We start from the raw sequence: 25,935 nt of genomic DNA on the forward strand, positions 1-25,935 counted from the left end.
GCCTAGTGGACCAGTTCGGCGGACACGGGCGCGGCCTGGCCGCGGTTGAGCTTGGCGCCCTCCACGTCCACGTCCGGCAGGATCCGGTCCAGCCAGCGGGGCAGCCACCAGGACTTGGCGCCCAACAGGTACATGACGGCGGGCACGATGGTCATGCGGACCACGAACGCGTCGAACAGCACGCCGAAGGCCATCGCGAAGCCCAGCGGCCGGACCATGGTGAGGTGGCTGAAGATGAAGCCAGAGAACACGCTCACCATGATGATCGCGGCGGCGGTGACCACCGCGGCTGCGTGCCGGAAGCCGACGCGCACCGCTTCCTTGGCTGATGAGCCGTGCATGTAGGCCTCACGCATGCCCGAGGCAATAAACACCTGGTAGTCCATGGCCAGGCCGAACAACACACCGATCAGGATAATGGGCAGGAAACTCAGCACCGCGCCCGGGTTGGCCACGTCGAAGACGTTCCCCAGCCAGCCCCACTGGTACACCGCCACCACGGCGCCGAAGGCGGCCGACAGGGACAGCAGGAAGCCGCCCGTGGCCAGCAGCGGGACCACGATGGAGCGGAACACCAGCAGCAGCAGGACCAGGGAAAGTCCGACGACGATCGCCAGGTAGGGCGGCAGGGCGTCGCCGAGCTTGGTGGAGACGTCCACGTTGCCGGCGGTCTGCCCGGTCAGGCCCATGGCGACGTCGTAGTCGGCCTTGATCCCGCCGTTCAGGCCCCGCAGTTCGGAGACCACCTTGACCGTGCTGGCGCTGGCCGGGCCTTCCTCGGGGATGACCTGGAACACGGCGGTCCGGCGGTCCTCGCTGAGTGCCACCGGCACGGCGGCCACCACGTTGTCAACGGCGCGGAGCTTGTCCGCGATGTCGTACTGCAGCTTCTGCGCCTGGGCTGCGTCAAGGTTCGCGGGGAACTCGCCCACGGCCACGATGGGGCCGGTGACGCCCTCGCCGAAGCTGCGGGCGGTCAGGTCGTAGGCCTGGTAGGCCTCGGACTCCACGGGCTCGGAGCCGCCGTCCGGCAGTGCCAGCTGGAGCTGGGTGGCGGGCAGGGCCAGGGTGCCCAGCAGGAGGATGCCGGCGGTCAGTGCGACCCAGGGGTGCTTGGTGACCAGGCCGCCCCACCCGTGGGTGCTGCGTTCGCGGTCGGTGGCGAGATCGGCTGCCTCGTGGTCCGGTTCGGCGTTATGCGCCTTGGACTTGGCCCAGGCCCGCCTCGAGATGATGCGGCGGCCAATCAGGGACAGCATGGCGGGGGTCAGGGTGATGGCAACGAGCACCGCCACGGCCACGGTTCCCGCGGCGGCGAGGCCCATGACGGTGAGGAACGGCAGCCCGGGGACCACCAGGGCGGCAAGGGCGATGATCACGGTCAGGCCGGCGAAGACCACGGCGTTGCCGGAGGTGCCGTTGGCCCGGGCCACGGACTCTTCAGGGTCCATGCCGGCCAGGAGCTGCGTCCGGTGCCGGTTGACGATGAACAGGGAGTAGTCGATGCCGACGGCGAGCCCCAGCATGAGGGCCAGCATGGGGGAGATGGAGCTCATGTCGAAGAGGCCGGAGAGTGCAAAGGTGATGCCGACGCCCACGCCAACGCCGATGATGGCCATCAGCAGCGGCAGGCCGGCGGCGATCAGCGTGCCCAGCATGAGGATGAGGACCAGTGCGGCGACGGCGATGCCGACGATTTCAGCGGTGCCGAACAAGGCCGAGATGTCCTCGGTGATTTCCTTGCTGGCCAGGGCCGTGACGCCGACCGAGGAAGTCCCGTGGGCGATCTCCTGCACCTGCTTCCGCACCGCCGGGGCCAGCCCGTTGATGGAGGTGTTGAACTGCACCTGGGCCACCGCGGCCTTGTTGTCCTCGGACACGAAGCGGATGGCTGAGGCCGCCTGGGCCTGGCGCTTGCCAAGCTCCAGCTTGGCCTTGTTGGCCTCCAATTCCTGGGCGCCGGCGTCGAGCTTGGCCTGGCCGGCTGCCAGCGTTGCTTTCTGCTGGCCCAACTGGGCTTCAACCAGCGCCGCCGGGGCTCCCGCGGCAGTGAGCTGCTGCTCCGCCGCTGCCAGCTGTGCCTTGCCTGCCTCAAGCTGCGCCCGGGAGGCGTCCAGCTGTGCCTGGCCGGCTGCGAGCTGCTGTTCGCCGTCGGTGATGGCCTTGCCCGCCTGGTCCACCTGGGCCTGGGTGGCGAAGGGGTCCACGGTACCGCGGACCTCGGGGATGGTCTGGAGTTTCTTCAGCGCATCCGTCACGGCTGCCCGGCTCCCAGCCGTGAAGCCGCCGTCGGGCGCTTCGAAAACGATCGTTGCGCTGCCGCCCGACGCTGAGGGCAGCTCCTGCTTGAGCTTGTCCGCGATCCGCTGGGTCTCGGTGCCCGGAATCTGGAAGTTGTTGGACAAGGTGCCGTGGAATGCGGCGGCAGAACCGCCCACGGCCACCAGCACGGCAAGCCAGAGGGAGATGACAAGCCAGCGCCGGCGGTAGGAGAACTTGCCGAGGCGGTAGAGGAGGAGTGCCATGCGGGAGAACCGATCTGATCAGGAGGAACGGGAGGCGGACGGGAAAGCGGTGGTGTTGAAGCCGGCGCCCAGCAGGGCCATGGCGTCGATGAGCAGTTGGCGGAGTTCTGCCAGGGAAGCGGGTGACAGGTCGGGGCCGCGCCGGTTGAACCAAACCTCCATGGCGGCCTTTCCACAGGAAATGATGGAGCCCGCCAGCGCGTGGATATACAGCTCGTCCTGCCCGCCGTGGGTGCCGGCAAGGCGTTCCCGGGCAACGGTGAAAACCTGGGCCCGGCAGTGGTCCCACGCCTCAAGCTCGGTATGGGACATCAGCGGGCTCTGCTGGGTCAGCGTGAACAGTTCTGCAAGCGGTGCTATGGCTTTTGGATCCGCCAGGGCCACCAAGGCGGCCTGGGCCGACTCCAGCATGGGTTCGTCGGACGGCCGGAGGCGCAGTTGCTGGATGGCGTTGTCCAGGAAGCCGTGGACGATGGACGCAAGCGCCGCGTCAGTGCTGCTGAAGTAGTTGAAGAAGGTGCGGCGCGAAATCCCTGCGGCGTCGGCGATATCCTCCGCCGTGAAGTTCCCCGGCCCCTTGCCGCGCAGGAGCTCCAGTGCGGCGTCCGTGATGGCTTGTCGGGTGGCGGCCTTGTTCAGCTCGCGCCGTGACGGGGCGGCGGATCCGGCGTCCTGCGATGCGTCGGGCGGGGAAAAGGGGCTGGGCACGTACTTACACTATGTGCAAGTTTGCACTGAATGCAAGTTATCTGCGCGGGGGGCTCGGGCGCGCGGTGCTTACGGATTCACAGGAGAACGAAAGGTTCCCAACAGCCTCTGCTGAACCTGGTCGCGGATGCTTGGAATGTCCCGCCACGAGGCGTATCACCAGCAGCCGTCAGGCGACGGCGAATCAGGAGACAAGAAATGACACGCACGAAGAAGATGACCCTGGGCCTGTCAGCCGCGGCGCTGGCGCTCGGTGCAGGAATCGGCGTAGCCGGCATGGCCTCTGCCACCACCACAACTCCCGCTCCGACGCCGAGTGCAAGTTCCAGCGCCTCCGCTGACGGCGGCACCGGCACCGGCCACGACGGCATGGGCAGGCACGGCGGCCGCGGCGGCCACGGCATGGAGCAGGCCTCCGCGCTGGCAGCGAAACTCGGTGTGGACGAAGCCAAGGTGACTGACGCGCTGAAGGCCTTCCGCGACGCCAACAAGCCCGCCACTCCGCCCGCCGACGGCCAGAAGCCGGACCCAGCCGCGCGCGAGGCCGCGCTCGCCAAGTCCCTGGCTGAGTCGTTGGGCATCGATGAGGCGAAGGTGACGGCAGCCCTTCAGGAGATCCGCACCGAGGAGCAGTCAGAACACGCTGCGGCACTCAAGACCCGCCTGGACCAGGCGGTCACGGACGGCAAGCTGACCCAGGCCGAGGCGGACGCCGTCACCAAGGCCGTCCAGAATGGCGTGATCGGGGGCGGCGGCCGCTGACCAGTGCCGGCGGGGCAGATAGTCCTTAAAGCAGACAGTCCTTAAAGATGAAGAACGTCCCCGGGAGCAATTCCCGGGGACGTTCTTCCCCGTGCGACGGGGCTGTTACGCCTTTGCATCCTGCAGTTCGCGGGGTGCGGTGTCGGCGCTGGTGCCGTCCGTGGCGGTTTCGCCGGCCACGGCATCGCTGCCGGTCTCTTCCTCAACAAAGGGCGTGCCGTTGCGGGGTGCGTTGTACAGCGACTCGTCCAGGATGCCCTGGCGCTTGGCCACGATGGTGGGGACCAGGGCCTGGCCCGCGACGTTGACCGCGGTGCGGCCCATGTCCAGGATGGGGTCGATGGCAAGCAGGAGCCCGACGCCGGCAAGGGGCAGTCCCAGCGTGGAGAGCGTCAGGGTGAGCATCACCACGGCGCCGGTGGTGCCGGCGGTTGCGGCGGAGCCGAGGACGGAGACCAGGGCGATCAGCAGGTACTGGCTGAAGTCCAGGTGGATGCCGAAGAACTGGGCCACGAAGATCGCGGAGATGGCCGGGTAGATGGCAGCGCAGCCGTCCATCTTGGTGGTGGCGCCCAGCGGTACTGCGAAGGAGGCATAGGCGCGGGGGACACCCAGGCTGCGCTCAGTGACGCGCTGGGTCAGCGGAAGGGTGCCCACGGAGGAGCGGGAGACGAAGGCCAGCTGGACGGCAGGCCATACGCCGGAGAAGTACTGCTTGATGGACAGGCCGTGGCTGCGGACCAGGACGGGGTAGACCACGAACAGCACCAGGACCAGGCCCGCGTAGATGGCTACGGTGAACTTGCCCAGCGAGCCGATGGTGTCCCAGCCGTAGACGGCAACTGCGTTTCCGATCAGGCCGATGGTGCCCAGCGGCGCGATGCGGATGATCCACCACAGCACCTTCTGGATGACGGCGAGGGCTGAGGCGTTGAGGCTGAGGAACGGTTCGGCGGCTTTGCCCACCTTGAGTGCGGCGACGCCCACGGCGATGGCGATGACCAGGATCTGCAGGACGTTGAAGCTGACCGAGGTGGTGACGGCGCCGGACTCGGCAACGGTGGAGCTGGCGCCCAGGCCCAGGAAGTTCTTGGGGAAGAGGCCCACCAGGAAGGCCCACCAGTCACCGGACTTGCCGGTGTACTTGGCGTCCCCGGTGATGCCGGTGTTGGCGCCGGGCTGCAGCAGCACGCCCAGGCCCATGCCGATCAGCACGGCGATCAGGGACGTGATGGCGAACCACAGGAGGGTGTTCCATGCCAGCCTGGCGGCGTTGGATACCTGGCGCAGGTTGGAGATGGAGCTGACGACGGCGGTGAAGATCAGCGGAACAACGGCCGTCTGCAACAGGGACACATAGCTCGAGCCGATGGTCTGCAGGGTGGCGCCGAGCGCATTGGGGTTGGCCTTGGTGCTGCCGGTGTACTTTGCCAGCAGGCCGAGGCCAAGACCCACAATGAGGGCGGCGATGATCTGGAAGCCGAACGAACCCGCCCATTTGGGGAGCTGGAATCCGGTCTTCCCTGCGGGGGAGGGGGTGCTTGTCTGAGTGCTCACCAGAACAAGCTAGACCTCCGCCAATATCACGTCGAACCAACATTGAGAAATATTACGCGGCCATAATGCACTCCGGAGCGTGAAAAGCCCGGAGAATCAGGGCCCATGACGGCATTTGTTACTTATTCCCGGCAGGGGTGTGCTTAACATCTCGTGTTTCATGGTGCTTCCGGACCGTTAGGTAGAGCCGGTGCGCGGTGATCACCAGTGCCAGCCAGGCCGCGCCAAGCGCCCATGCGGCCAGGACGTCCGTGAGCCAGTGGTGTCCCAGGAAGATCCTGCTCAGGCCAATCGCCACAGCGAAGAGGGCTGCTGCCGCCGCCGTGAGGATGCGGGCGCGGTTCGAGTGGAGCCGCAGGATGATGAGGTAAGCCACGATGCCGGCGATCACCACGGCGTTAAGCGAGTGTCCACTCGGAAACGATGCCGAGTGCTCGTAGGGCGGCACCGCATCGCTGAGGTCCGGCCGGGTGCGTCCCACGAGGCGCTTGCCGGCGATGGTCATCAGCAGCGAACCCAGACCGGCGGTGACGATCAGGATGACCGGGGTCCAGGAGCGGCGCCGGAGAGCCAGGCCCGCCATGATGGCAACGGCCAGGACCGGCATGCCGATGGTCCCGCCAACGTCCGTGAAGGCCGTGACGACCACGTCAAGCGTGGGGGTGCGGAGGTCCTTGCTGGCCGCCAGGACCGGATGGTCGAGTCCCGCCACCCCATCGGCGGCCACTACCGCTTCATAGACTTCGCTGAAGGCAGCGGTCAATACCGCGGAAATGACGGCCCCCACCAGCAGGGTGAGGATCAACGCGCCGTGCGGGCCCAGTACCTGGCTGATGCGGTGGACCACTCCCACCAGGCGCCGGCCTGTCCGGGTGTCCCATCTGGTGAGGTCCTTGGCACCCACGGACGTGTCCTGGCGCAGTTCGCCACGCACCCCTGTCTCGGCCGGCGTCCCTTGGAGGTTCGTCAACATCGTCTCCCTGCTCATTCGGCAATGCGCACCACAGCAATTTAGTAAGCAAGCTTATTGATTGCTGTGCGCGCTGTCCACCAACTGCCGTGGGCACGGTCCACCCGCCAGGGATCCGCCAGGAGGATGGGCCGGCTAGGTGAGGAGTGCCCGGCGCAGGGTATCGAGTCCGACAGAGCCGATGTTGAGGGCCTTGGTGTGGAACTCCCTGAGGTTGAACCCGGGCCGTGCTTCGAGTTCCGCACGGATTTGTTCCCAGAGGCGCTGGCCCACCTTGTAGGAGGGAGCCTGGCCCGGCCAGCCAAGGTAGCGGGTGAACTCGAAGTTGAGCTGGCCTTCGCTGATGGGGAGGTTCTCCTTGAGGAAGCTGTATCCCTTGTCGGCGGTCCAGGTGCCGGTTCCCCAGCGTTCGGGCATCTCGAGTTCCAGGTGCACGCCGATATCGAAGACCACCCGGGCCGCCCGCATGCGCTGCATGTCCAGCATGCCCATGTGGTCGCCGGGATCGTTCAGGTAGCCCAGTTCCTGCATGAGTTTTTCGGCGTAGAGGGCCCAGCCTTCGCCGTGGCCGGAGGTCCAGCAGACGTTCCGGCGCCACTTGTTGAGCAGCTCGCGCCGGTAGGTTGCGGTGGCCACCTGGAGGTGGTGGCCCGGAACGCCCTCGTGGTACACAGTGGTGGTTTCCGCCCAGGTGGTGAAGGTATCCTCGCCGGCGGGGACGGACCACCACATGCGGCCGGGGCGGCTGAAATCGTCGGACGGGCCGGTGTAGTAGATGCCGCCCTCGTCGGTGGGGGCGATCCGGCACTCCAGTTTCTTCATTACATCGGGGATGTCGAAGTGGATCCCGGCGAGTTCGGCCACGGCCTTGTCGGAGAGGCGCTGCATCCATTCCCGGAGCGCATCGGTGCCCTTCAACTGCCGTGCCGGATCGTTGTTGAGGATGTCCTTCGCTTCGGCAATGGTGGCGCCCGCCTTGATGGTGGCCGCCACCTGTTCCTGCTCCGCGATGAGGCGGTCCAGCTCCCGGACGCCCCACGCGTAGGTTTCCTCCAGGTCCACCTCTGCACCCAGGAAGGAGCGGGAGGCCAGTGCGTAGCGGGCCCTGCCCACCGCGTCCTTTTCGGGTGCCGCGGGGAGCAGCTCGGTGCGCAGGAATTCCGCCAGGCCGGTGTAGGCGCGGCGGGCGGCGTCAGCGCCGGCGTCGAGCTTTTCCTGCAGCGCCGCCGGCAATGGCCCGGCGGAGGTGGAGGCATCCGCCGCCAGGTTGGCGAAGAAACCGTCCGCGGCGGCGTACTTGGCCACCTGTTCGATGACGATCCGCACCTGGCGGGCAGCGGCCACTTTGCCGGCGTCCTTGGCCAGGCGCAGTGACTCGGTGTAGCCGCTGATGGCAGCCGGCACATTGTGGGCGCGCCCGGCGATGTGCTCCCAGTCCTGTTCGGTGTCGGTGGGCATGAGGTCGAAGATGGCGCGGATGTCCTGGGCCGGGGAGGCGATGTTGTTCAGCTCCGCGTATTCCCAGCCGGAGGCGTGGATCAGCAGCTGCAGGCCCAGCCGCTCCTGCATGGCGTCCAGGGTGACGGCGTCCACGTCGTCCTCAGGCTCCAGGCCCTCCAGTGCCATGAGGGCTTCCCGGGCTGCCTCGGCGAAACCGGCGATGCCGGCAGGGGAGAAGTCCTGGTATTCCGTCTCGTGTCCCGGCAGGCCAAGGGTGGTGGCGAAGGTCGGGTTGAGCCTGATCAGGGTGTCAGTGTAGGTGTCCGCGACGGCGTCGATCCGGGTGTGCGGGCGCGCGGCGGGGGAGGTGTCTGTAGTCACACCCCGAGACTACCCGGCCACGCGACGGGGCAGTGAGCGGCGTCAGCCGTGGCTGCGTTTCCACGCTCCCGGGCCGGGCGTGGGGGCGAGCCGCAGTTGCTGCCTGCGGACCCAGTGCCGCACGCTGGCGGTCCTGGCGGGTGCCGGGCTTTCCCCGCTGAGGGAAAGCACGACGGCGGTCAGTGCGGCCAGCTCCTCGGCGCTCGGCTGTCCTTTGACAACAGAGAGCAGGGGAGCAGCGGATGCTTGCGCGCTGTCCGGGGTTTCGTCGGGCTCAGGCGCCCCTGGGGTGGAGGTCACAGCGGGATGTTCCCATGCTTCTTGGCGGGGAGGCTGGCGCGCTTGTCACGCAGCGCGCGCAGGCCCTTGATGATCTGGATGCGGGTGTCCGAGGGGGCGATGACGGCGTCCACGTAGCCCAGTTCGGCGGCCTGGTAGGGGTTGAGGAGTTCTTCCTCGTACTGCTGGATCACCTGGGCGCGGCGGGCCTCGACGTTGCCGCCGTCCTCGGCGACGGCTGCGAGGTCGCGGCGGTAGAGGATGTTGACAGCACCCTGGGCACCCATCACGCCGATCTGCGCCGTGGGCCAGGCCAGGTTCAGGTCGGCGCCGAGCTTCTTGGAGCCCATGACGATGTAGGCGCCGCCGTAGGCCTTGCGGGTGATGACGGTGAGTTTGGGGACGGTGGCCTCGGCGTAGGCGTACAGAAGCTTGGCGCCGCGGCGGATGATGCCCTGGAACTCCTGGTCCTTGCCGGGAAGGAAGCCGGGAACATCCACCAGGGTGATGATGGGGATGTTGAAGGCGTCGCAGTGGCGCACGAAGCGGGCTGCCTTTTCTGATGCGGCGATATCCAGGGTGCCGGCGAACTGGAGGGGCTGGTTGGCCACGATGCCGACAGTGTGGCCCTCCACCCGGCCGTAGCCGATCATCACGTTGGGGGCGTACAGGGCCTGCATTTCCAGGAAGTGCCCGTCGTCCACGATTTGCTCCACCACGGCGCGCATGTCGTAGGGCTGGTTGGCTGAGTCCGGAACCAGCGCGTCCAGGGCGAGGTCGTCGTCGTCGATCTCCAGCTCCTGCTGGTGTCCCAGGACGGGTGCCTCGGACAGGTTGTTGGACGGCAGGAAATCCAGCAGTTCGCGCACGAACTCGATGGCATCGGTTTCGTCCGAGGCCAGGTAGGTGGACGTCCCGGTGGTGGCGTTGTGCTGCCGCGCGCCGCCGAGGGTTTCCATGTCCACGTCCTCGCCGGTGACGGTCTTGATGACGTCCGGGCCGGTGATGAACATGTGCGAGGTCTTGTCCACCATCACCACGTAGTCGGTGAGCGCGGGGGAGTAGGCGGCGCCGCCTGCGGACGGGCCCATGATGAGCGAGATCTGCGGCACCACGCCGCTGGCGTGGACGTTGTTGCGGAAGATGTCAGCGAACATGGCCAGGGAGGCCACGCCTTCCTGGATGCGGGCGCCGCCGCCGTCCAGGATGCCGACGACGGGGCAGCCGTTGCGGAGCGCGAACTCCTGGACCTTGACGATCTTTTCGCCGTTGACCTGGCTCAGCGATCCGCCGTAGACGGTGAAGTCCTGGCTGTAGACCGCCACCAAGCGGCCGTCCACGGTGCCGTAGCCGGAGACCAGGCCGTCGCCCAGCGGCTTCTTCTTTTCCATGCCGAACGCGGTGGAGCGGTGGACGGCCAGGGCGTCGAACTCAACAAATGAGTCCTCGTCCAGCAGCAGGGCGATGCGCTCGCGGGCCGTGTTCTTGCCGCGGGCATGCTGCTTTTCGATGGCTTCGGGGCCGGATGGCTGTTCGGCGCGCGCCTGGCGGTCGCGGAAATCGGCAATCTTTCCCGCTGTCGTTGTCAGATCGTGGCTCATCAAGTGTCTCCGGCTCTGTAGCAGGTCAGTTCTGTCGGCTGGCGGCCCGTGTTGTCCGGAGCGTTAAGTAGCATCCACACAAAAGACCAACCCTGCTGGCAAGTCTAGTGACGGTTTGGGCGCCAACAGCTGTAGGGAACCTACAATTTTCTGCGTTTCCTGCACCCCCTTCGCAATGTTACTCGCGAGTAACTTAGTTGGGTTACAGTGTTCCCATGACTTCAAGCAACGATGCTTTGCATGCCTCCGAAAGCCCCTACCGGGCAGCAGGTTCCTTGGCGGGCCGGACCATCCTGCTGTCCGGCGGAAGCCGCGGGATCGGCCTGGCCATCGCGCTGAGGGCGGCCCGGGACGGCGCCAACATCGTGCTCCTTGCCAAGACGGGGGAGCCGCACCCCAAGCTGGCGGGCACCGTGTTCACCGCGGCGGAGGAACTCGTGAAGGCAGGCGGCCAGGCGCTGCCCCTGGTGGGCGACGTGCGCCGGGATGAAGACGTGGCCGGTGCCGTGGCCGCAGCCGTGGAACGGTTCGGCGGCATCGACGTCGTCATCAACAACGCCTCCGCCATCGACCTCTCCACCACGGATGCCGTGGACATGAAGAAGTACGACCTCATGCAGGACATCAACGTTCGAGGCACCTTCCTGCTTTCCAAGTTGGCGCTGCCGGCGCTCCGCTCTTCTGGACAGGGGCAGATCCTGACGCTTTCGCCGCCGCTGAACCTCGACCCCTCCTGGGCGGGAAAGCACCTTGCCTACACCATGGCCAAGTACGGGATGAGCCTGACCACCCTGGGCCTGGCAGAGGAACTGGAGGCGGACGGGATCAGGGTCAACTCGCTGTGGCCGTGCACGCTGATCGACACGGCGGCCATCCGCAACATGCCCCACGGCGAAACCATGGTGCTGGCCGCCCGCGGCCCGCAGATCATGGCCGACGCCGCCCACGCCGTCCTGACCGGAAGCAACCTCGGGGCGGGCGCGCCGCCGTCGGGCAACTTCTACACGGATGAGCAAGTCCTCGCCGCCGCGGGCGTGACGGACTTCCGCCCCTACAGCCTGGGGGCGCCCGAAGACCGGCTGGTCCCGGACATCTTCCTCTAGCGGGCCTTCTCGCCGCCCCCCGGACGGTCGGTTCCAGGACTGCAGTTGGCTGGGTGGGACCCCGCCCGGCTCGGTAGGATCTAGCTATGGATGACGCACACGCACCGGGTATCCCCCTGAACCGATCGGACCTGGCCGACCAGCGTTTCCTCTCAGCCACGGGGATACCCCGGATCGATGTCGTGGACTCCACCGGCTCCACCAACGCCGACCTCCTGCGGGGCGTCACCGTGGAACCTGCGGCCTGGCCGGATCTCTCCGTCCTGACCGCGGAGTACCAGACCGCTGCAAGGGGACGGCTGGACAGGCACTGGGAGGCGCCGCCGCTGAGCTCGGTGTCTGTCTCCGTGGTACTGCGTCCGGTCAACGCGGACGGCAGGCCCCTTCCTACCCAGAGCTACTCCTGGCTGTCCCTCATCGCAGCCCTGGCCCTGCGCCAAACCCTCCTGGACACGGCGGGCCTCCCGGCCGAACTCAAATGGCCCAACGACGTCCTGGTGCGCGGCAGGAAGATCGCCGGCATCCTCGCCCAGCTCGGGCCCATGGTGGATGGCAACGTTCCCCCGGTCATCCTGGGCACCGGGCTGAACGTCACCCTGCGCGAAGATGAACTTCCAGTTCCCACCGCCACCTCCGTGGCCATCGAAGGTGCCACCACCACGGACCGCACCGCCCTGCTGAAAAGCTACCTGTCCCACTTCGCCGTCCTGTACCGCAGTTTCTGCAATGCCGACGGCGACCCCACGGCAGGGATGGCCGGCGGACCATCGCTGCACAAAAGGGTTGAGGCCGTGATGGTCACCTTGGGAAAGCAGGTGCGCGCCCAGTTGCCCGGCGACCACGAAATCATTGGCCATGCGTCCCGGCTGGATGACTACGGCTCCCTGCTGGTGGTGGACCGCGACTCGCGCGAGCACGTGGTGACTGCCGGTGACGTGGTGCACCTGCGGCCCTGGACATCGCCGGACGCACCAAACCAGGGTGGTTATGCGTAGAACCCTCGTTCCAGGGGAGCAGGTGATCGTCACTACCCGTCCGCAGCCGCGGAAGCTCGCCGGGGCCGCCGTGGCCTTTGTCCTGGCGCCGGCGTTTGCCGCCTTCGCCAGTGCCTGGATCCTCCGGGGCGGCGCGGCCCGCGTGGCGCCTGCCCTTGGCCGCCAATGGACGCCCTGGCTCGTGACCGCGTGCGTCCTCGCGGCCGCAGCTGTCTGGCTGGGCTACTGCCTGCCCCGCCTGCTGCGCTGGCAGGGCACCCGCTACACCCTGACCAGCCAGCGGATGGTGGCCCGGTATGGTCTGTTGAACCGGCGGGACCAGCAGGTCAACCTGGTGTCAGTGCGTAACCTCACGGTCCACGAATCGCTGCTGCAGCGACTGGTGCGCTCAGGGAATATATCCTTGGAAACCGGGCACCAAGGCATGGTGACCTTTCGCGACGTGCCCGAGGTTGCCAGGTTCCGCGACTTTATCCTCGACGCCATCGGGGAACTGCCGGACGAGAGCGGGGCCCAGCCGGGTGGCGCGACGCATTACCCCGCCGGTGCTTTTCCGGAGGACATGAGAGAAGGTGGACGGGATGACCGATGAGGCCCAGCAGGAACGCGTCGAGCGCATCCCAACCGGAACCACCGCCTTCGAGCCTTCTTCCGGCGACTACGACGCCGCCCAGCCGGAAGCCGAAACCGGCCCTCCCGCGGAGAAGCCCGCCGTCGAGCGGCATCCGCCAACAGGCGCCATGTCCGCGGAACGCCTTGCCATGAAGGCGCTTGAAGCCCGCCTGCTGGGTGGGGAACGCAAGCTCCGCCGTCGTGAAGTTGCCGCCGGTGCCGGCCTCTCACTGCTTTCAGCCCGCAAACTATGGCGCGCCCTGGGTTTCCCCAACTTCGGCGACGAGGATGTCGCCTTCACCGAACGCGACCAGGCGGCCCTGTCCACCGTGGTGGACCTGGTCCGTGCCGGGAAGCTCACGGAAGAAGCAGCCATCTCGGTCACGCGTTCCATCGGGCAAATGACCGACCGCATGGTGGTCTGGCAGATCGAAGCGCTGGTGGAGGACATGGTCCACGAGCAGGGCGTTACGGATGCCGTGGCCCGCAAGCGCCTGGTCAACGAACTTCCCGCGCTGGTGGATGCGCTCGAAGAAGTGCTGGTCTACTCCTGGCGCCGCCAGCTCAACGCCGGTGTCCAGCGGCTCGCGGTCCGCGCCGAAGCCGGGCTGCAGGCCAGTGAGGAGGGCCGCGAAGGCGACGAGGATGACGCGCCCCTGCCCCTTGCCCGCGCAGTGGGTTTCGCGGACCTGGTCTCCTACACCAGCCTGTCCCGCCGGATGAACGAAAAGACGCTCGCCCGGCTGGTCCAGCGCTTTGAAAACAAGTGCGCCGAGATCATCTCCGTGGGCGGCGGCAGGCTGGTCAAGACGGTCGGCGATGAAGTCCTTTACATCGCCGAAACTCCGGCCGCCGGGGCCGAGATCTCCCTGGCGCTCGCCGAAGCCTTCACCGAAGACGAGATCCTTCCCGAAGCCCGGGTGGCCATGGTGTGGGGGAGGATCCTCTCCCGACTCGGCGACATCTACGGGCCCACGGTCAACCTCGCGGCACGCCTGACCACCCTCGCGGACCCGGGCACGGTGCTGGTGGACTCCATGACCGCCTCCGCCCTGGAACACGACGAGCGGTTCGTCCTGATCCCCCAGGAACCGGAAAACGTGCGCGGCTTTGGCGAGATCAACCCCGTCCGCCTCACCCGCGGCCGGGGCAAGGGCCTGGTCCTGGACTGACGGGCACTTTTGCTTCCCTGCAGCGGGTGAGCAAAAGAGTTTGTCCATTCGGTGGTTAATCGCGCTATAGTCGGTTCGTTCACTGATGCCGAAGCCCTGGGCGGGGAGGCCTCCCCATCGCGGCCATTGAGGGGCATGGGTAAAGTGGCCGGCAGGGAAACGGCGGCATTGTTCCCTCAGGGCCCGTCCATTGCGGCCCTCCGCCAGGTCTCGGTCACCCCTGCATCACGGGTGCCATCAAAGTAAAAGGGTGGGGCAGTTTTGCTCCGCCTGCGATGCTGCCACGCGGCAGCGCTATAACAGGGGAAACATCGCTGTGACATCACTGCTGGGGAAGCTTGGGCTGAAAAGGCGACATAGGAAACTGGTCTCCGGCACTCCGTTTGGTGCTGTGGTGGCGGTTCTGGTGACAGGTGCAGTGTTGTATCCGGGGTTCAAGACCACTGAGGTGGAGTTGAACGATGGCGGCGTGTGGGTGGTGTCCAAGACCAAGAACGCCGTGGGCCGGCTCAACTACCCTTCCCGCGTGCTCGATGGCGCTGTGACGCCGGCGTCGACGACCTTTGATGTGTTGCAGCATGCCGGTGAGGTGTTTGTTGATGATGAGACTGGTTCGACGTTGAACCAGGTGTCGCCGGCGAATATGCGCTTGGGTGGGGATAAGCAGTTGCCGGGGGCGGCTGATGTCAGTTTTGGGGCGCGGACGATTTCGGTGACGGATGCTGCGTCGGGGAAGGTGTGGGCGGTGTCGCCGTCCACCGTGAACAGCTTTGATAAGGAAGCCTCGGAACCTGTCATGGTCGGCTCTGAGGGCACCGTCTCGACGGTTGGTTCTGATGACCGGATCTATTCCGCCGATCCCAAGACCGGAACGGTGACAGTGACGGGGGTGGATGCCAACGGTGAGGTGACGTCGTCGGAGTCCACTGCCTGGGATGGCCTTAAGGGCGCCGGGAATTTGCAGATGACGGTGGTGGGGGACCAGCCGGTGGTGCTGGACGCTGCTGCCGGGAACCTGTTTTTGCCCGGTGGTAAGCGGCTGGCGCTGGAGAACGCGCGGGATGCGAAGCTGCAGCAGGCCGGGCCGGGCAGTGATGTTGTGGCAGTGGCCACCAGGAAGGCGTTGGTGAAGCAGCCGCTGGACGGGGGTACGGCGAAGACGGTGTCGTTCGACGGCGAGGGCGTCCCGGCTGCACCGGTGCAGTTGGGTGGGTGCGTGCATGCGGCGTGGTCGGGTGCGAACAAGTACGTCCGCGATTGCACCAATGATGGTGACGATAAGAAGGTGGACGTGCCCAAGGCGAGTGCGTCGCCGTCGTATGTTTTCCGTGTGAACCGGGAGCTGGTGGTCCTCAATGATGTGAACTCGGGCAATGTGTGGTTGGTGAACCAGAACATGCAGCTGGTGAACAACTGGGACGACGTGATCCCACCCAAGAACCAGTCCGACGACCAGGACCAGGAATCGGCAGACAACAACACCATCAACATCCTGCCGGACCGCACTAAACCGAACCGTCCGCCGGAAACCAAGCCCGACGCCGTCGGAGTCCGGCCGGGCCGTACCACCGTCCTCAGCGTCCTGGACAACGACAGCGACCCCGACGGCGACGTGCTCACCGCAGCGGTGGGGGACGCCGGACCCAAAGCGGGCACGCTGGAAAGCATCTACGGCGGCACCGCCTTCCAGATCACCGTCCCCGCAGACGCCAAGCCGGGCACGGAAACCTTCAACTACAGTGCCTCGGACGGCCGCGGCCTGTCCGCCACCGGCCAGGTCATGCTCAGCGTGGTGGGACCCGACGAAAACAAACCGCCCAAGTTCAAGCGCGGAGAAGACACCACCATGCTGGTGGAACAGGGCAAGACCGTCAGCCAGAACATCCTCACCGACTGGATCGACCCCGACGGCGACGACATGGTCCTGCTGGACGCCAAGGCCGACAACGACCAGGACCAGGTCAAAGTCCGGCGCGACGGGCTGCTCACCTTCCAGGATTCCGGCGCCACCGCCGGCAAGAAAAACGTCCAGGTCACCATCTGGGACGGCCGCGCCACCGTCACGGGCAAGGTGGTGGTCAACGTCCAGCCGCCCGGGGCACTGGCACCCGTGGTCAACGCCGACCACGTCACCGCCGTAGTGGGCCAGGACCTGGTCATCTCCCCGTTGAAGAACGACGTCGACCCCAACGGTGGTGCCCTCCGCCTGGCCCAGGTGGAAGCCAGCGGCCCTGCCGAACTTGGCCCCGTCACCGACGGCGGCACGTTCACTTTCCGCAGCAGCACCCCCGGCCCGGTCTACCTGACCTACATCGCCAGCAACGGCCCGCAAAGCAGCCAGGGCCTCATCCGGGTGGACGTGGAATCAGGCAACGACGGGGGCGACCCCGTGGCCGTCCATGACGTAGCCCTGATGCCCGCCGGCGGAAGCGTGCTGCTGGACCCCCTGGCCAACGACTCCGACCCCTCCGGCGGTGTCCTGGTGCTGCAGTCCGTGAAACTCCCGGACAATGCGACAGTATCCGTCAGCGTGATCAACCACAGCGTCCTGCGGATCACGGACATCCTGGGGACCAAGGACCCCATCCTGTTCGAATACACCATGTCAAACGGGAAGAAGTCGGCCACGGGCAGTGTTTCCGTGGTGCCCGTCCCCGCACCCGCCGTGGTGGAAGCCCCGCAGCCCAAGCCGGACGAAGTGAATGTCCGCGCCAATGATGTGGTCACCATCCCCGTCCTGGACAACGACACCCACCCGCAGGGGCAGGAACTGACCGTGGACCCCGTCCTGCCGCAGTCGGTTGACCCGGCCGACGGCAAGAGCTTCGTCTCCGAAAACACGCTCCGTTTCATCGCGGGCAGCCAGCCCAAGACAGTGCGCGCCATCTACAACGCGATGGATCCGCAGGGCCAGAAGAGCGCCGCCGCCGTGACCATCCACATCCTTCCGCTCGAAGGCGCGGAGAACTCCCGGCCGCAGCCGCGGAACCTCACTGCCCGCGTGGTGGCTGCGGGCACCGTCCGGATCCCGGTTTCCCTGGACGGCATCGATCCCGATGGCGACTCCGTGCAGCTGACCGGCATCGACAGCACCCCTGCCATGGGAACTGCCACCGTGGGCAGCAACTTCATCGACTTCACGGCTGCAGGGGACGGTGCCGGTACCGATACGTTCCGCTACAAGGTGGTGGACCGCCAGGGCGCCGTGAATACGGGAACCGTGACCGTCGGCATCGCGCCCCGCGGTGACATGAACCAAAAGCCCACCCCGGTGGACGACGAGGTCCGGGTGCGCCCGGGCCGGCAGATCGCCGTCGACGCCACCGCCAACGACACCGATCCCGACGGCGACCGCATCCGCATCCTGACCGACGGCATCGAGGCCGACCCGGCCCTGCAGGCCACCGTCAGCAAGAACAGCGGACGCATCATCCTCCTGGCCCCCAACGAGGCCGGAACCGTCAATGTGCGCTACACCATCGCCGACGACCGGGACGCTGCCGCCCAGGCCACCATCCGCCTGGTGGTCGATAACGACGTGCCGCTGAAGGCACCGATTGCCCGTGATGACCGGGTGACGTCCGCCCAGGCCATGGGGAAGACCGCCGTCGACGTTCCTGTCCTCAAAAATGACGAGGACCCCGACGGTGTGGGCGAGAACCTGAAGATCAGCACGGAAGCCACCACGGCGCGGCCCGGCGGCAGCGGCAATGTCCTGGTGGACCTCACCGAGCAGCCCCAGCTCATTCCGTACACCGTGGAAGACGTGGACGGCCAGCAGTCCACGGCCATCATCTGGGTGCCCGGCCTGGGCCAGCAGGTGCCCACCCTGGCCAAGGACGAGGTCATTGAGGTGGTGGCCGGGCAGTCCGTCGACGTTGATCTGAAGGAATGGGTCAAGGTACGGGACGGACGGTCGCCCAGGCTGACCCAGGCGGACCGGATCAAGCTTATTGGGGCCGACGGCGGCGATCCGGTGACGCGCGACGGCGCCGGCCTGAAATACGCTGCAGGTGCGGACTATGTGGGTCCCGGCTCGCTGACCTTCGAGGTGACCGATGGCACCGGACCGGATGATCCTGCCGGCCTGAAGTCCACCCTCAGTATCCGCACCAAGGTCCTGCCGGACCCGAACAAGAACAACCCGCCGGAACTGCTTGGCGCCAACGTGGATGTTCCCAAGGGTGATTCCGCGGGCACGGACCTGGGCAAGCTCACCTCCGATCCTGACCAGGACGACGTCGAGAAGATGAAGTACGAACTGGTGGGCGGTTCTCCCGGCGGGTTCAATGCACGCATCGAAGGCAAGACGCTGAAGGTTTCAGCGGCCGATTCGACGGCAACCGGAACCCGCGCGGCCGTGCAGGTCACGGCAACCGATCCCCGCGGGCTCGAGGCGACGGCCACCTACCAGCTCGCGGTGACCGCCTCCAACCGGCCCAAGCCGGTGGCCAACGACGACGTGCAGGACAATGCCGCCGCCGGCAAGCCGGTGACCATCAATGTGCTGGCCAACGACGGGAACCCCTTCCCGGAAACACCGCTGAAGATCATCGCCGCCAATACCGAAACGGGCAGCGGCAACGTGGGCGTCAATGGTGACTCGGTGACCGTCACGCCGGCGCCCGGCTTCACCGGAACCATGGTGGTGGCCTACACCGTGGAGGACAAGACGGCGGATGCGTCCCGGCACGCCACCGCGCGTGTCCGGCTCACCGTCAAGGACAAGCCGGCAGCACCCACCACACCCCAGGCACAGAGCGTGGGCGACCAGACGGCGCTGCTCACCTGGTCCGCGCCGGCCGACCGGGGTTCGCCCATCACCAGGTACACGGTGTTCGGCGAGGGCGGGTTCCGGCAGGAATGCCCGGCCAACACGTGCACCCTGAACGGCCTGACCAACAACACCACCTACCACTTCCAGGTGACGGCCACCAACGAATTCGGCGATTCCGACCGGTCCCCGGCGTCCGCCGATGTCCGGCCGGACGTCAAGCCGGATACTCCGCTGGCGCCCTCGCTGAAGTTCGGCGATAAGCAGTTGGCGGTCAACTGGGCCGCGCCGGCGAGCAAGGGTTCCCCGGTGAAGTCCTACGACCTGGAAATCTCACCGGCACCTGCAGGCCAGAATGCCCAGATCCAGGGGCTGACGTCCGTCAGCTACGTGTGGAAGGGCCTCCAGAATGGTGTGTCCTACAAGGTCCGGGTCCTGGCCCGCAACGACGCCAAGGACCCGTCCGAGTGGAGTCCGTACTCGGCAGCTGAAGTCCCGGCCGGTGTACCCGCAACTCCGGCGGCGCCGAGCGTGGCACAGGCAACTCCCGTTGGATCGCAGAGCCAGCTGAGGGTCGTGTGGTCGGCCCCGAACAACAACGGTGATCCAGTTTCGGCCTACACCCTGACCACCCTTCGTGGCGGTGCCGCCATCGCAACCCAGCAGGTTGCCGCCACTTCGCAGAACGTAACAGTGGACAACTCCGAGTCCAGCTACACCTTCACCGTGTCGGCAACAAACAAGGCCGGCACCAGCGCCACCAGCGCGCCGTCAGCAGCCACGCGCGCAGTGGGTAAGCCCGGAACAGTGGGAGCGCCCACGGCCACCCTTGTGGATACCAATGCCAACGGCGGCAAGATCGATGTTCGGTTCACGCAATTGACCGATGCCCAGCGCAACGGCTCATCACAGACTGAGATCGCCTACCGTTACAGCCTGACGTCGGGAGGTGGCTCAGGCAGCATCCCCGCCGGTGGCGGTGTGGTCGCGGCTCCCAACGGCACGCAAACTTCGGTGGTGGTGTGGGCCGTGTCGTCCCGCAGCACCACAGCCGGCGACGCAAGCGCACCCTCCAACGCAGTCAACCCTTATGGCCTTGCTTTTGCCCCGACGGTAAACGGCAGCAACAGCAGCGGCGTCGGCGACAAGACGGTGTCCTGGACCTGGAACCAGCCAAGCGGCAACGGCCGGGCCGTGACCGGGTACCAGTACAGCCTGGACAACGGCCCTTGGCAGGACACCCAACAACGGAGCTTCTCGAAGAGTGTTGGCTACAGCGAGACCCACAAGCTTGAGGTACGTGCCATCAGTGCGGGACAGCCAGGCCGGATTGGCAGCGACACATCCCGCAGCGGCTCGGAACCACCGCCTCCGGTACCCACGTCCTGGAGCATTACCGCGACCCCGGTTCGGAGCTGTACGGAGCCCGGCTATGGTACGGACAGTTTCCGTGCCGGCAACCCGTCCGACTGCGTGGGCGGTGGCAAGTGGATGCCGGCCAACCAGCCCGCCAATTCGGACTTCTATGTGGTCTGGTACAAGACGAGCGAGAACCCGTCGGGCATTTGGTATCACCTCACGAGTGGTGCCGCCTCCGGGAACTACGTCCGCAGCGACACGACCAACCACCCCGGGAACCCGCCTGCCGGGATGCCCAAGCACTGAACCGCCCGGGCACTGTCCGGACATGTCTCTACCATCTTCGAAAAAGGACCCTTCATGACCATGACCATTGAGCAGGCCGAGTGGTTTGCCGACACATTCGAAAAGCTGGTTGCCAACGTAGGGCAGGCGGTGCTGGGCAAGGAACACGTCATCAGGCTGACCTTCACCGCCATGCTGGCCGAGGGCCACGTCCTGTTCGAGGACGCCCCGGGCACGGGCAAGACCTCCCTTGCCCGGGCATTGGCCGCCACCGTGCAGGGCTCCAACAACCGCATCCAGTTCACGCCGGACCTGCTGCCGTCCGACGTCACCGGCGTGACCATCTACGACCAGAAGACCCAGAAGTTCGAGTTCCACAAGGGGCCGATCTTCAACAACATCGTCCTGGCCGACGAAATCAACCGGGCCTCGCCCAAGACCCAGTCAGCGCTGCTGGAGGTCATGGAGGAATCCCGCGTCACCGTGGACGGCGTCACGTATTCCGCAGGCCGGCCGTTCATGGTGATGGCCACCCAGAACCCGATCGAGCAGGCCGGTACCTACCGCCTTCCCGAGGCCCAGCTGGACCGCTTCCTGATCAAGACCTCCATCGGCTACCCGGACCATGCCTCCACCGTCAGGCTCCTGGGCGGCAGCAACCTGAAGGACCGCTCCCAGGAACTGTCCGCCGTCATCACCACGCAAGCAGTGGCGGACATGGCAGACCTCGCCGCAACGGCACACGTGGACACCGCGGTGCTGGAGTACATTTCCAGGCTGTGCGAGGAAACCCGCAGCGCCCCGGAAACCCGGCTGGGGGTTTCCGTCCGTGGTGCCCTGGCCATGGTGCGGGCCGCGAAGGTCTGGGCTGCCTCGCAGGGCCGGAACTTTGTCCTGCCGGACGACATCAAGGAACTGGCGCCGGTGGTGTGGACCCACCGGTTCGTGATGGACCCCGAGGCAGAGTTCTCCGGCGCCACCGCCGAGGCCGTGCTCACCCGGATCCTGGCCGACGTCGCCGCCCCGCAGCAGCGCACCAACGCCTGAGCCGCCTGGCGGCAGCCGAAAGCTGCTGCACCCGCCATTCCATTCCAGCGCAACAACGAAGGCACACCCCTATGTCCGACGGCACGTCCAGCGGAACCCCGTTGACCCGGCTCGCGGAGCGTCTCCAGCAACTTTTTCACCGCAACGGCCGCCCCACCCGGCTGCACCCTGCAACGGTGTGGTCGGAAGCCAGCAGCACCGCCCTCCAAGCCCTGACACCCGCGTGGCGTGCTGTCCGCCGCAACTGGCTGAAGTATGCGTGGCCGGTGCTGTCCGTGGTCAGCATTTTGGGCTGGTCAGTCCTTGCCGCCGCCATCCTGCTGTGGATCACCGGCCAGGCGTTCGGCTGGCAGGAAGCCACGGCAGCGGCCATTGCCGCCTTCACCATGTTCGTGATCGCCGTTGCCTTCATCCTGGGCAGGTCCTCCTATGGGGTGGTCCTGGACCTGGCCCGCACGAGGGTCGCGGTGGGGGACAGCGCCGTCGGCAGCATTGCCGTCTCCAACAGCTCCGCACGTCCGCTCCTGCCGGCCGCGCTGGAACTCCCGGTGGGCAGCACCACGGCCGTGTTCCACCTGCCCCGGATGAAGCCCGGCCAGGTCCACGAAGACCTGTTCACCATCCCCACCGCCCGGCGCGCCGTCATCGTGGTGGGACCCGTCCGCTCCGTGCGGGCGGACCCGCTGCACCTGCTGCGGCGCCAGGTCCTCTGGACCGAACCGGAGGACCTCTTCGTCCACCCGCGGACCGTGGCCTTGGCCGGCTCCGCTGCAGGCTTCATCCGCGACCTCGAGGGCATGCCCACCACCGAACTCTCCAGCGCCGATGTCTCCTTCCATGCGCTGCGCGACTACGTGCCGGGCGATGACCGCAGGCACATCCACTGGAAAACCACGGCCCGTACCAACAAACTCATGGTCCGCCAGTTCGAGGAAACCCGCCGTGCCCACCTGGCCATCTCGTTGTCCATCAACACCGAGGAATACGCCTCCGAAACCGAGTTCGAGATGGCCATCTCCGTGGCTGCCTCCATCGGCCGGCAGGCCATCCGCGAACAGCGGGAACTGGATGTCCTGACCCAAAAGGGGCCCCTGCGCTGCGAAACCGGCCGGAACATGCTCGATGACATGACCCGGATCGTGGGCACCCCGATGCGCCGCACCGCCGTCGACCTCGCCCGGACCCTGGCTGACACCGTCCCCAACGCCTCCGTGGTCTTCTTCGTGGTGGGCAGCAACGTGACGGCAACCCAGCTGCGCTCTGCCGCCGCCTCCGTCCCGCCCGGCGTCCGCAGCCTGGCCGTCAGGGTGGAAGCCGGCGCGGCCCCCACCCGCGCCAACATCGCAGACCTTACTGTCCTCACGCTCGGCGACCTGGCCGACCTCGCCATCGTGCTCCGAAAGGCGGCCGCATGAGCACCACGCCGGGCCGCTCCCCGCAGACGCAAATTCCCCCAACCCGCACCCGCCGCAAGGCTGCCAATCAAGAGTCGGCGTTCGCGGACGGCCAGCCGCTGTGGCACTTCCTGCTCGACGCCGGAGCCCTGGTGGTCCTGCTGGGCCTGGGCCTGCTCGGCTTCGGCCTGAGCTTCGGCGGAGACCCGTACTACCTTCTCTCGGGTTTCGGCGGCATCATCCTGGGCCTGGCCATCGGGGCGGCCAATGCGCACCTGCGCCTGGGCCTGCTGATCACCACCGCACTGGCCCTCGCCGCGTACCTGGTCTTCGGGACCCTGCTGGCAGTGCCGGACGCCGCCATCGCCGGGTTCGTCCCCACCCTTGACTCGCTGCGGACCCTGCTGCTGGGCGTTGTCTTCGCCTGGAAGGACATGCTCACCGTGGGCGTGCCGGTGGGAACTGCCGGCGGCGTACTCATTGTTCCCTTCCTCAGCGCACTGATCACGGCGCTCGTGGCCGCGCTGCTGACGTGGCGCGCCAAAAGCCCGTACCTGCCCCTCCTCCCGGTGCTGGTCCTGTTCGTCAGCGGCATCGCCTTCAGTACCAACGCAGCGTTCCTGACCCTGGAACGCGGCATCGGCCTGACCGTCCTCGGCATCGCCTGGGCCACCTTCCGCCGGGATGCCCTGCGGCGGAACAACACCCGCCGGGTGGCGGTCAACAACCCGCAGACGGACACTGCAGCCGCACGGCGGGCCAGGATCCGCCGGCTGGGCATGGCGGCGGGAGTCATCGCCGCCAGCGTGGGGGTCACCGCGGTGGCAGCACCGCTGGTCAGCGCAGGGGAGGACCGGAAGGTCCTCCGCAACGTGGTGGTACCCCCGTTCGACCCCAAGGACTACATCACGCCCCTGGCAAGTTTCCGGACCTACGTGAAGGACAAAAAGGACGACACCCTGTTCGTGGTCAAGGGCCTCCCGCGGGACGGCCGGGTCCGGCTCGGCGCCCTGGATGCCTTCAACGGGACCAACTACAACATGGACCCCAATGGCTCCGGCAACTTCAGCAAGGTGGGCGATGCGAAATCCATCAACACCCTCGCCGACGCATCCGGGGTGGTGCCCACCAACGACTACTCGATCAGCATCAACATCGAGGACTACCAGGGCTACTTTGTCCCCGGCGGACGAAAGACCACCGGCATCAGTTTTGACCAGTCCGGCTCCGCCGCCGCTGCGGGCCTCTACTTCAACCCCGGCTCCGACACCGCAGTGACCACCAACGGGTTGTCCCGCGGCGACTCCTACAGCGTCCAGGTCTCCGACCCCGTTAAGCTCGAACACGGGCAGCTGACGCAGTACGACTTCGCCAAGGTGTCGCTCCCGGACGCGCTGGAGGTGCCTCCGGTGGTGGGCTCCCAGGCCAACGACCTCTCCGCCGATGCGCCCACCGCCATCGACCGGGTGCGCCAGATCGAAGCCCACTTCCAAAAGACGGGGGCGTTCAGCAACGGCCTGGTCAGTGAGGGCCAACTGCCCAGTGTCTCCGGCCACGGCTCAGCCCGCATCCGCAGCCTGCTCACGGCCAAGCAGATGCTTGGCGACGACGAGCAGTACGCGGTGGCCATGTCCCTGATGCTCCGCCACCTGGGGATTCCGTCCAGGGTGGTGATGGGTTTCTACCCCGAACCGACCAGCCCCGAGAACGGCGCGGGCGAAGTTAAGATCACCGGCAAGGATGTCCACGCCTGGGTTGAGGTCGCCTTTGAACGGGTGGGCTGGGTCAGCTTCGATCCCACCCCGCCCAAGGACAACATCCCCATCCCGCCCGACCCGGAGAACAAGTCGAAGCCCAAGCCGCAGGTGCTGCAGCCGCCGCCCCCGCCGCAGGAACCGGCAGACCTGCCACCGGACTCCTCACCGGACGCCCTGGATGCCGACCAGAAGAAGAACAACCCGTGGCTGTTCTGGGGTGCCCTCCTGGGTGCCCTGGGCGTCGTCGCCATCCCGCTGGTGGTCCTGGCCCTGCCGCTGTTGCTGATCGCCTTGTTGAAGGCACGACGGCGGAAGTCGCGTTTCCGCGACGGGCACCCCGCCCAGCGTGTGGGCGGAGGATGGAACGAGGTGGTGAGCCTGGCGACAGACCTGGGCGCCGCCGTCGACACCCGCTCGACGCGCCGGGAGAGTGCTGCCGTCCTGGCTGAAGCGTTCCCCGCCACCCAGGGAACCACCATCATGCTGGCGCGCCGGGCGGACGCCTCGATCTTCGGAGCGGGGGAGCCCACGGAGGAGGACGTCCGCGAGTACTGGACCATTGTTGACGGTTCACTGAAGGAAATGACCTCGGGCATGGGATTCTGGCGGCGCCAGCAGGCACGGTTCTCGCCGCGGTCGCTCCTTGCCGACGCCCGGACCGCCATGAACTCCGGCAAAGGCCTCAAGCTGCGCGGCGGCCGCGTGGCCCTGCCGGCGGTGGGTGGGATCCTTGCCGCACGCCGCCGTCGGGTTGCTGGCGGGGCGGCTGCCGGCGGGGCCGCTGCAGGTGACCGGGCCGGAACGCCCGGCGCACCTTCAGCGCCCCGAACGGAAGCCCCGCCCAGAGGCACGCACGAATCACACCAGCAAGGACCCAACCAGCAGTGATGCCCGACGCCGAACGCTGCCCGCGCTGCCAACAGCAGATCCGCGCGGGAGCCACCTTCTGCACTGCCTGCGGCGCGCCGCTGCCCAACCGGGCCGCGCGCCGCACCCGCACCCCGGACCCGCTGGCGCACCACGACAGGAGTGACGCCGGGGAAGCGCGCCCCGCGCAAGCGCCCGGGATTCCCGGTACTATCCCGGTAGTAGAAAGGCCCCCGGCAGGTCAGCCGGCGGGTACCGAATTTACGGGCACCGCGCACAGGAGCACCCTGCACGCGGGCACCGGGCCGGGCAGCACCGGCGGTTCCACCAGGGTGGAAGCCGCTCCA

At 67.0% G+C, this 25,935-nt stretch carries 16 protein-coding genes and 1 pseudogene; 10 read left to right on the top strand and 7 right to left on the bottom strand.

Annotated elements, in window-relative coordinates:
* Positions 1-2 precede the first annotated feature (2 nt).
* Both ACTHQS_RS01685 and ACTHQS_RS01690 read right to left on the bottom strand, forming a co-directional pair.
* Positions 3-2,525 carry an MMPL family transporter gene (locus ACTHQS_RS01685; protein WP_440165492.1) on the bottom strand — a complete coding sequence of 841 codons (2,523 nt, stop codon included), beginning with the start codon at positions 2,523-2,525 and terminating at the stop codon, positions 3-5.
* Between the two features lie 18 nt (positions 2,526-2,543).
* Positions 2,544-3,233: a TetR/AcrR family transcriptional regulator gene (locus tag ACTHQS_RS01690; RefSeq protein ID WP_440165494.1), complete on the bottom strand. Its 690-nt coding sequence runs from the start codon at positions 3,231-3,233 to the stop codon at positions 2,544-2,546.
* Between the two features lie 198 nt (positions 3,234-3,431).
* Here ACTHQS_RS01690 and ACTHQS_RS01695 point away from each other — a divergent pair, with 198 nt between their 5' ends.
* The gene (locus ACTHQS_RS01695; RefSeq protein WP_440165495.1) at positions 3,432-3,995 is read left to right on the top strand and encodes a hypothetical protein; all 564 of its coding nucleotides are present in this window, start codon (positions 3,432-3,434) and stop codon (positions 3,993-3,995) included.
* Between the two features lie 105 nt (positions 3,996-4,100).
* On the opposite strand, the gene ACTHQS_RS01700 is transcribed toward ACTHQS_RS01695, so the two are convergent.
* The 5 genes from ACTHQS_RS01700 to ACTHQS_RS01720 form a co-directional block, all read right to left on the bottom strand.
* The gene (locus ACTHQS_RS01700) at positions 4,101-5,552 is read right to left on the bottom strand and encodes a dicarboxylate/amino acid:cation symporter (RefSeq protein ID WP_440165497.1); all 1,452 of its coding nucleotides are present in this window, start codon (positions 5,550-5,552) and stop codon (positions 4,101-4,103) included.
* 118 nt (positions 5,553-5,670) lie between these two features.
* The gene (locus ACTHQS_RS01705; RefSeq protein WP_440165499.1) at positions 5,671-6,540 is read right to left on the bottom strand and encodes a phosphatase PAP2 family protein; all 870 of its coding nucleotides are present in this window, start codon (positions 6,538-6,540) and stop codon (positions 5,671-5,673) included.
* Between the two features lie 117 nt (positions 6,541-6,657).
* The gene (locus ACTHQS_RS01710) at positions 6,658-8,343 is read right to left on the bottom strand and encodes a DUF885 domain-containing protein (RefSeq protein ID WP_440165501.1); all 1,686 of its coding nucleotides are present in this window, start codon (positions 8,341-8,343) and stop codon (positions 6,658-6,660) included.
* 42 nt (positions 8,344-8,385) lie between these two features.
* Entirely contained in the window at positions 8,386-8,643 is a 258-nt protein-coding gene (locus ACTHQS_RS01715; protein WP_440165503.1) for an acyl-CoA carboxylase subunit epsilon, read from the bottom strand.
* Complete coding sequence (locus ACTHQS_RS01720; protein WP_440165505.1) at positions 8,640-10,223, bottom strand: acyl-CoA carboxylase subunit beta; 1,584 nt, start codon at positions 10,221-10,223, stop codon at positions 8,640-8,642. The genes ACTHQS_RS01715 and ACTHQS_RS01720 overlap by 4 nt, the downstream gene beginning before the upstream one ends.
* A 215-nt stretch (positions 10,224-10,438) precedes the next feature.
* Between ACTHQS_RS01720 and ACTHQS_RS01725 the strand changes: the two genes are divergently transcribed.
* The 9 genes and pseudogenes from ACTHQS_RS01725 to ACTHQS_RS01765 all read left to right on the top strand — a co-directional run.
* A complete protein-coding gene (locus tag ACTHQS_RS01725; protein WP_440165507.1) occupies positions 10,439-11,326 on the top strand; it encodes an SDR family oxidoreductase in 888 nt (295 codons plus the stop codon).
* Positions 11,327-11,412: 86 nt separating this feature from the next.
* Positions 11,413-12,321, top strand: a complete 909-nt coding sequence (locus tag ACTHQS_RS01730) for a biotin--[acetyl-CoA-carboxylase] ligase (protein ID WP_440165509.1) — start codon at positions 11,413-11,415, stop codon at positions 12,319-12,321.
* Positions 12,314-12,913, top strand: a complete 600-nt coding sequence (locus ACTHQS_RS01735; RefSeq protein WP_440165510.1) for a PH domain-containing protein — start codon at positions 12,314-12,316, stop codon at positions 12,911-12,913. Before ACTHQS_RS01730 ends, ACTHQS_RS01735 begins: the two co-directional genes overlap by 8 nt.
* Complete coding sequence (locus tag ACTHQS_RS01740; protein WP_440165512.1) at positions 12,903-14,105, top strand: adenylate/guanylate cyclase domain-containing protein; 1,203 nt, start codon at positions 12,903-12,905, stop codon at positions 14,103-14,105. Before ACTHQS_RS01735 ends, ACTHQS_RS01740 begins: the two co-directional genes overlap by 11 nt.
* A 316-nt stretch (positions 14,106-14,421) precedes the next feature.
* The gene (locus tag ACTHQS_RS01745; RefSeq protein WP_440165514.1) at positions 14,422-20,544 is read left to right on the top strand and encodes an Ig-like domain-containing protein; all 6,123 of its coding nucleotides are present in this window, start codon (positions 14,422-14,424) and stop codon (positions 20,542-20,544) included.
* 54 nt (positions 20,545-20,598) lie between these two features.
* A complete protein-coding gene (locus tag ACTHQS_RS01750) occupies positions 20,599-21,570 on the top strand; it encodes an AAA family ATPase (protein WP_440165516.1) in 972 nt (323 codons plus the stop codon).
* A 71-nt stretch (positions 21,571-21,641) separates the two neighbouring features.
* Complete coding sequence (locus tag ACTHQS_RS01755; protein WP_440165517.1) at positions 21,642-22,985, top strand: DUF58 domain-containing protein; 1,344 nt, start codon at positions 21,642-21,644, stop codon at positions 22,983-22,985.
* Positions 22,982-25,609 carry a transglutaminase-like domain-containing protein gene (locus ACTHQS_RS01760; RefSeq protein ID WP_440165518.1) on the top strand — a complete coding sequence of 876 codons (2,628 nt, stop codon included), beginning with the start codon at positions 22,982-22,984 and terminating at the stop codon, positions 25,607-25,609. Before ACTHQS_RS01755 ends, ACTHQS_RS01760 begins: the two co-directional genes overlap by 4 nt.
* Positions 25,609-25,686 (top strand): annotated as a pseudogene (locus ACTHQS_RS01765) (zinc-ribbon domain-containing protein); the annotation flags it as partial. The gene ACTHQS_RS01760 and the pseudogene ACTHQS_RS01765, both read left to right, overlap by 1 nt.
* Positions 25,687-25,935: the final 249 nt, after the last annotated feature.

This window comes from Arthrobacter sp. SAFR-044, assembly GCF_051965175.1.
Taxonomy (GTDB): Bacteria; Actinomycetota; Actinomycetes; order Actinomycetales; family Micrococcaceae; genus Arthrobacter.

What these genes read in the sequence shown, in the direction of transcription:
- ACTHQS_RS01685 (WP_440165492.1), bottom strand. Translation starts at nt 2,525, where the DNA reads ATGGCACTCCTCCTCTACCGCCTCGGCAAGTTCTCCTACCGCCGGCGC.
- ACTHQS_RS01695 (WP_440165495.1), top strand. Translation starts at nt 3,432, where the DNA reads ATGACACGCACGAAGAAGATGACCCTGGGCCTGTCAGCCGCGGCGCTG.
- ACTHQS_RS01705 (WP_440165499.1), bottom strand. Translation starts at nt 6,540, where the DNA reads ATGAGCAGGGAGACGATGTTGACGAACCTCCAAGGGACGCCGGCCGAG.
- ACTHQS_RS01720 (WP_440165505.1), bottom strand. Translation starts at nt 10,223, where the DNA reads ATGAGCCACGATCTGACAACGACAGCGGGAAAGATTGCCGATTTCCGC.
- ACTHQS_RS01725 (WP_440165507.1), top strand. Translation starts at nt 10,439, where the DNA reads ATGACTTCAAGCAACGATGCTTTGCATGCCTCCGAAAGCCCCTACCGG.
- ACTHQS_RS01730 (WP_440165509.1), top strand. Translation starts at nt 11,413, where the DNA reads ATGGATGACGCACACGCACCGGGTATCCCCCTGAACCGATCGGACCTG.
- ACTHQS_RS01735 (WP_440165510.1), top strand. Translation starts at nt 12,314, where the DNA reads ATGCGTAGAACCCTCGTTCCAGGGGAGCAGGTGATCGTCACTACCCGT.
- ACTHQS_RS01740 (WP_440165512.1), top strand. Translation starts at nt 12,903, where the DNA reads ATGACCGATGAGGCCCAGCAGGAACGCGTCGAGCGCATCCCAACCGGA.
- ACTHQS_RS01750 (WP_440165516.1), top strand. Translation starts at nt 20,599, where the DNA reads ATGACCATGACCATTGAGCAGGCCGAGTGGTTTGCCGACACATTCGAA.
- ACTHQS_RS01755 (WP_440165517.1), top strand. Translation starts at nt 21,642, where the DNA reads ATGTCCGACGGCACGTCCAGCGGAACCCCGTTGACCCGGCTCGCGGAG.
- ACTHQS_RS01760 (WP_440165518.1), top strand. Translation starts at nt 22,982, where the DNA reads ATGAGCACCACGCCGGGCCGCTCCCCGCAGACGCAAATTCCCCCAACC.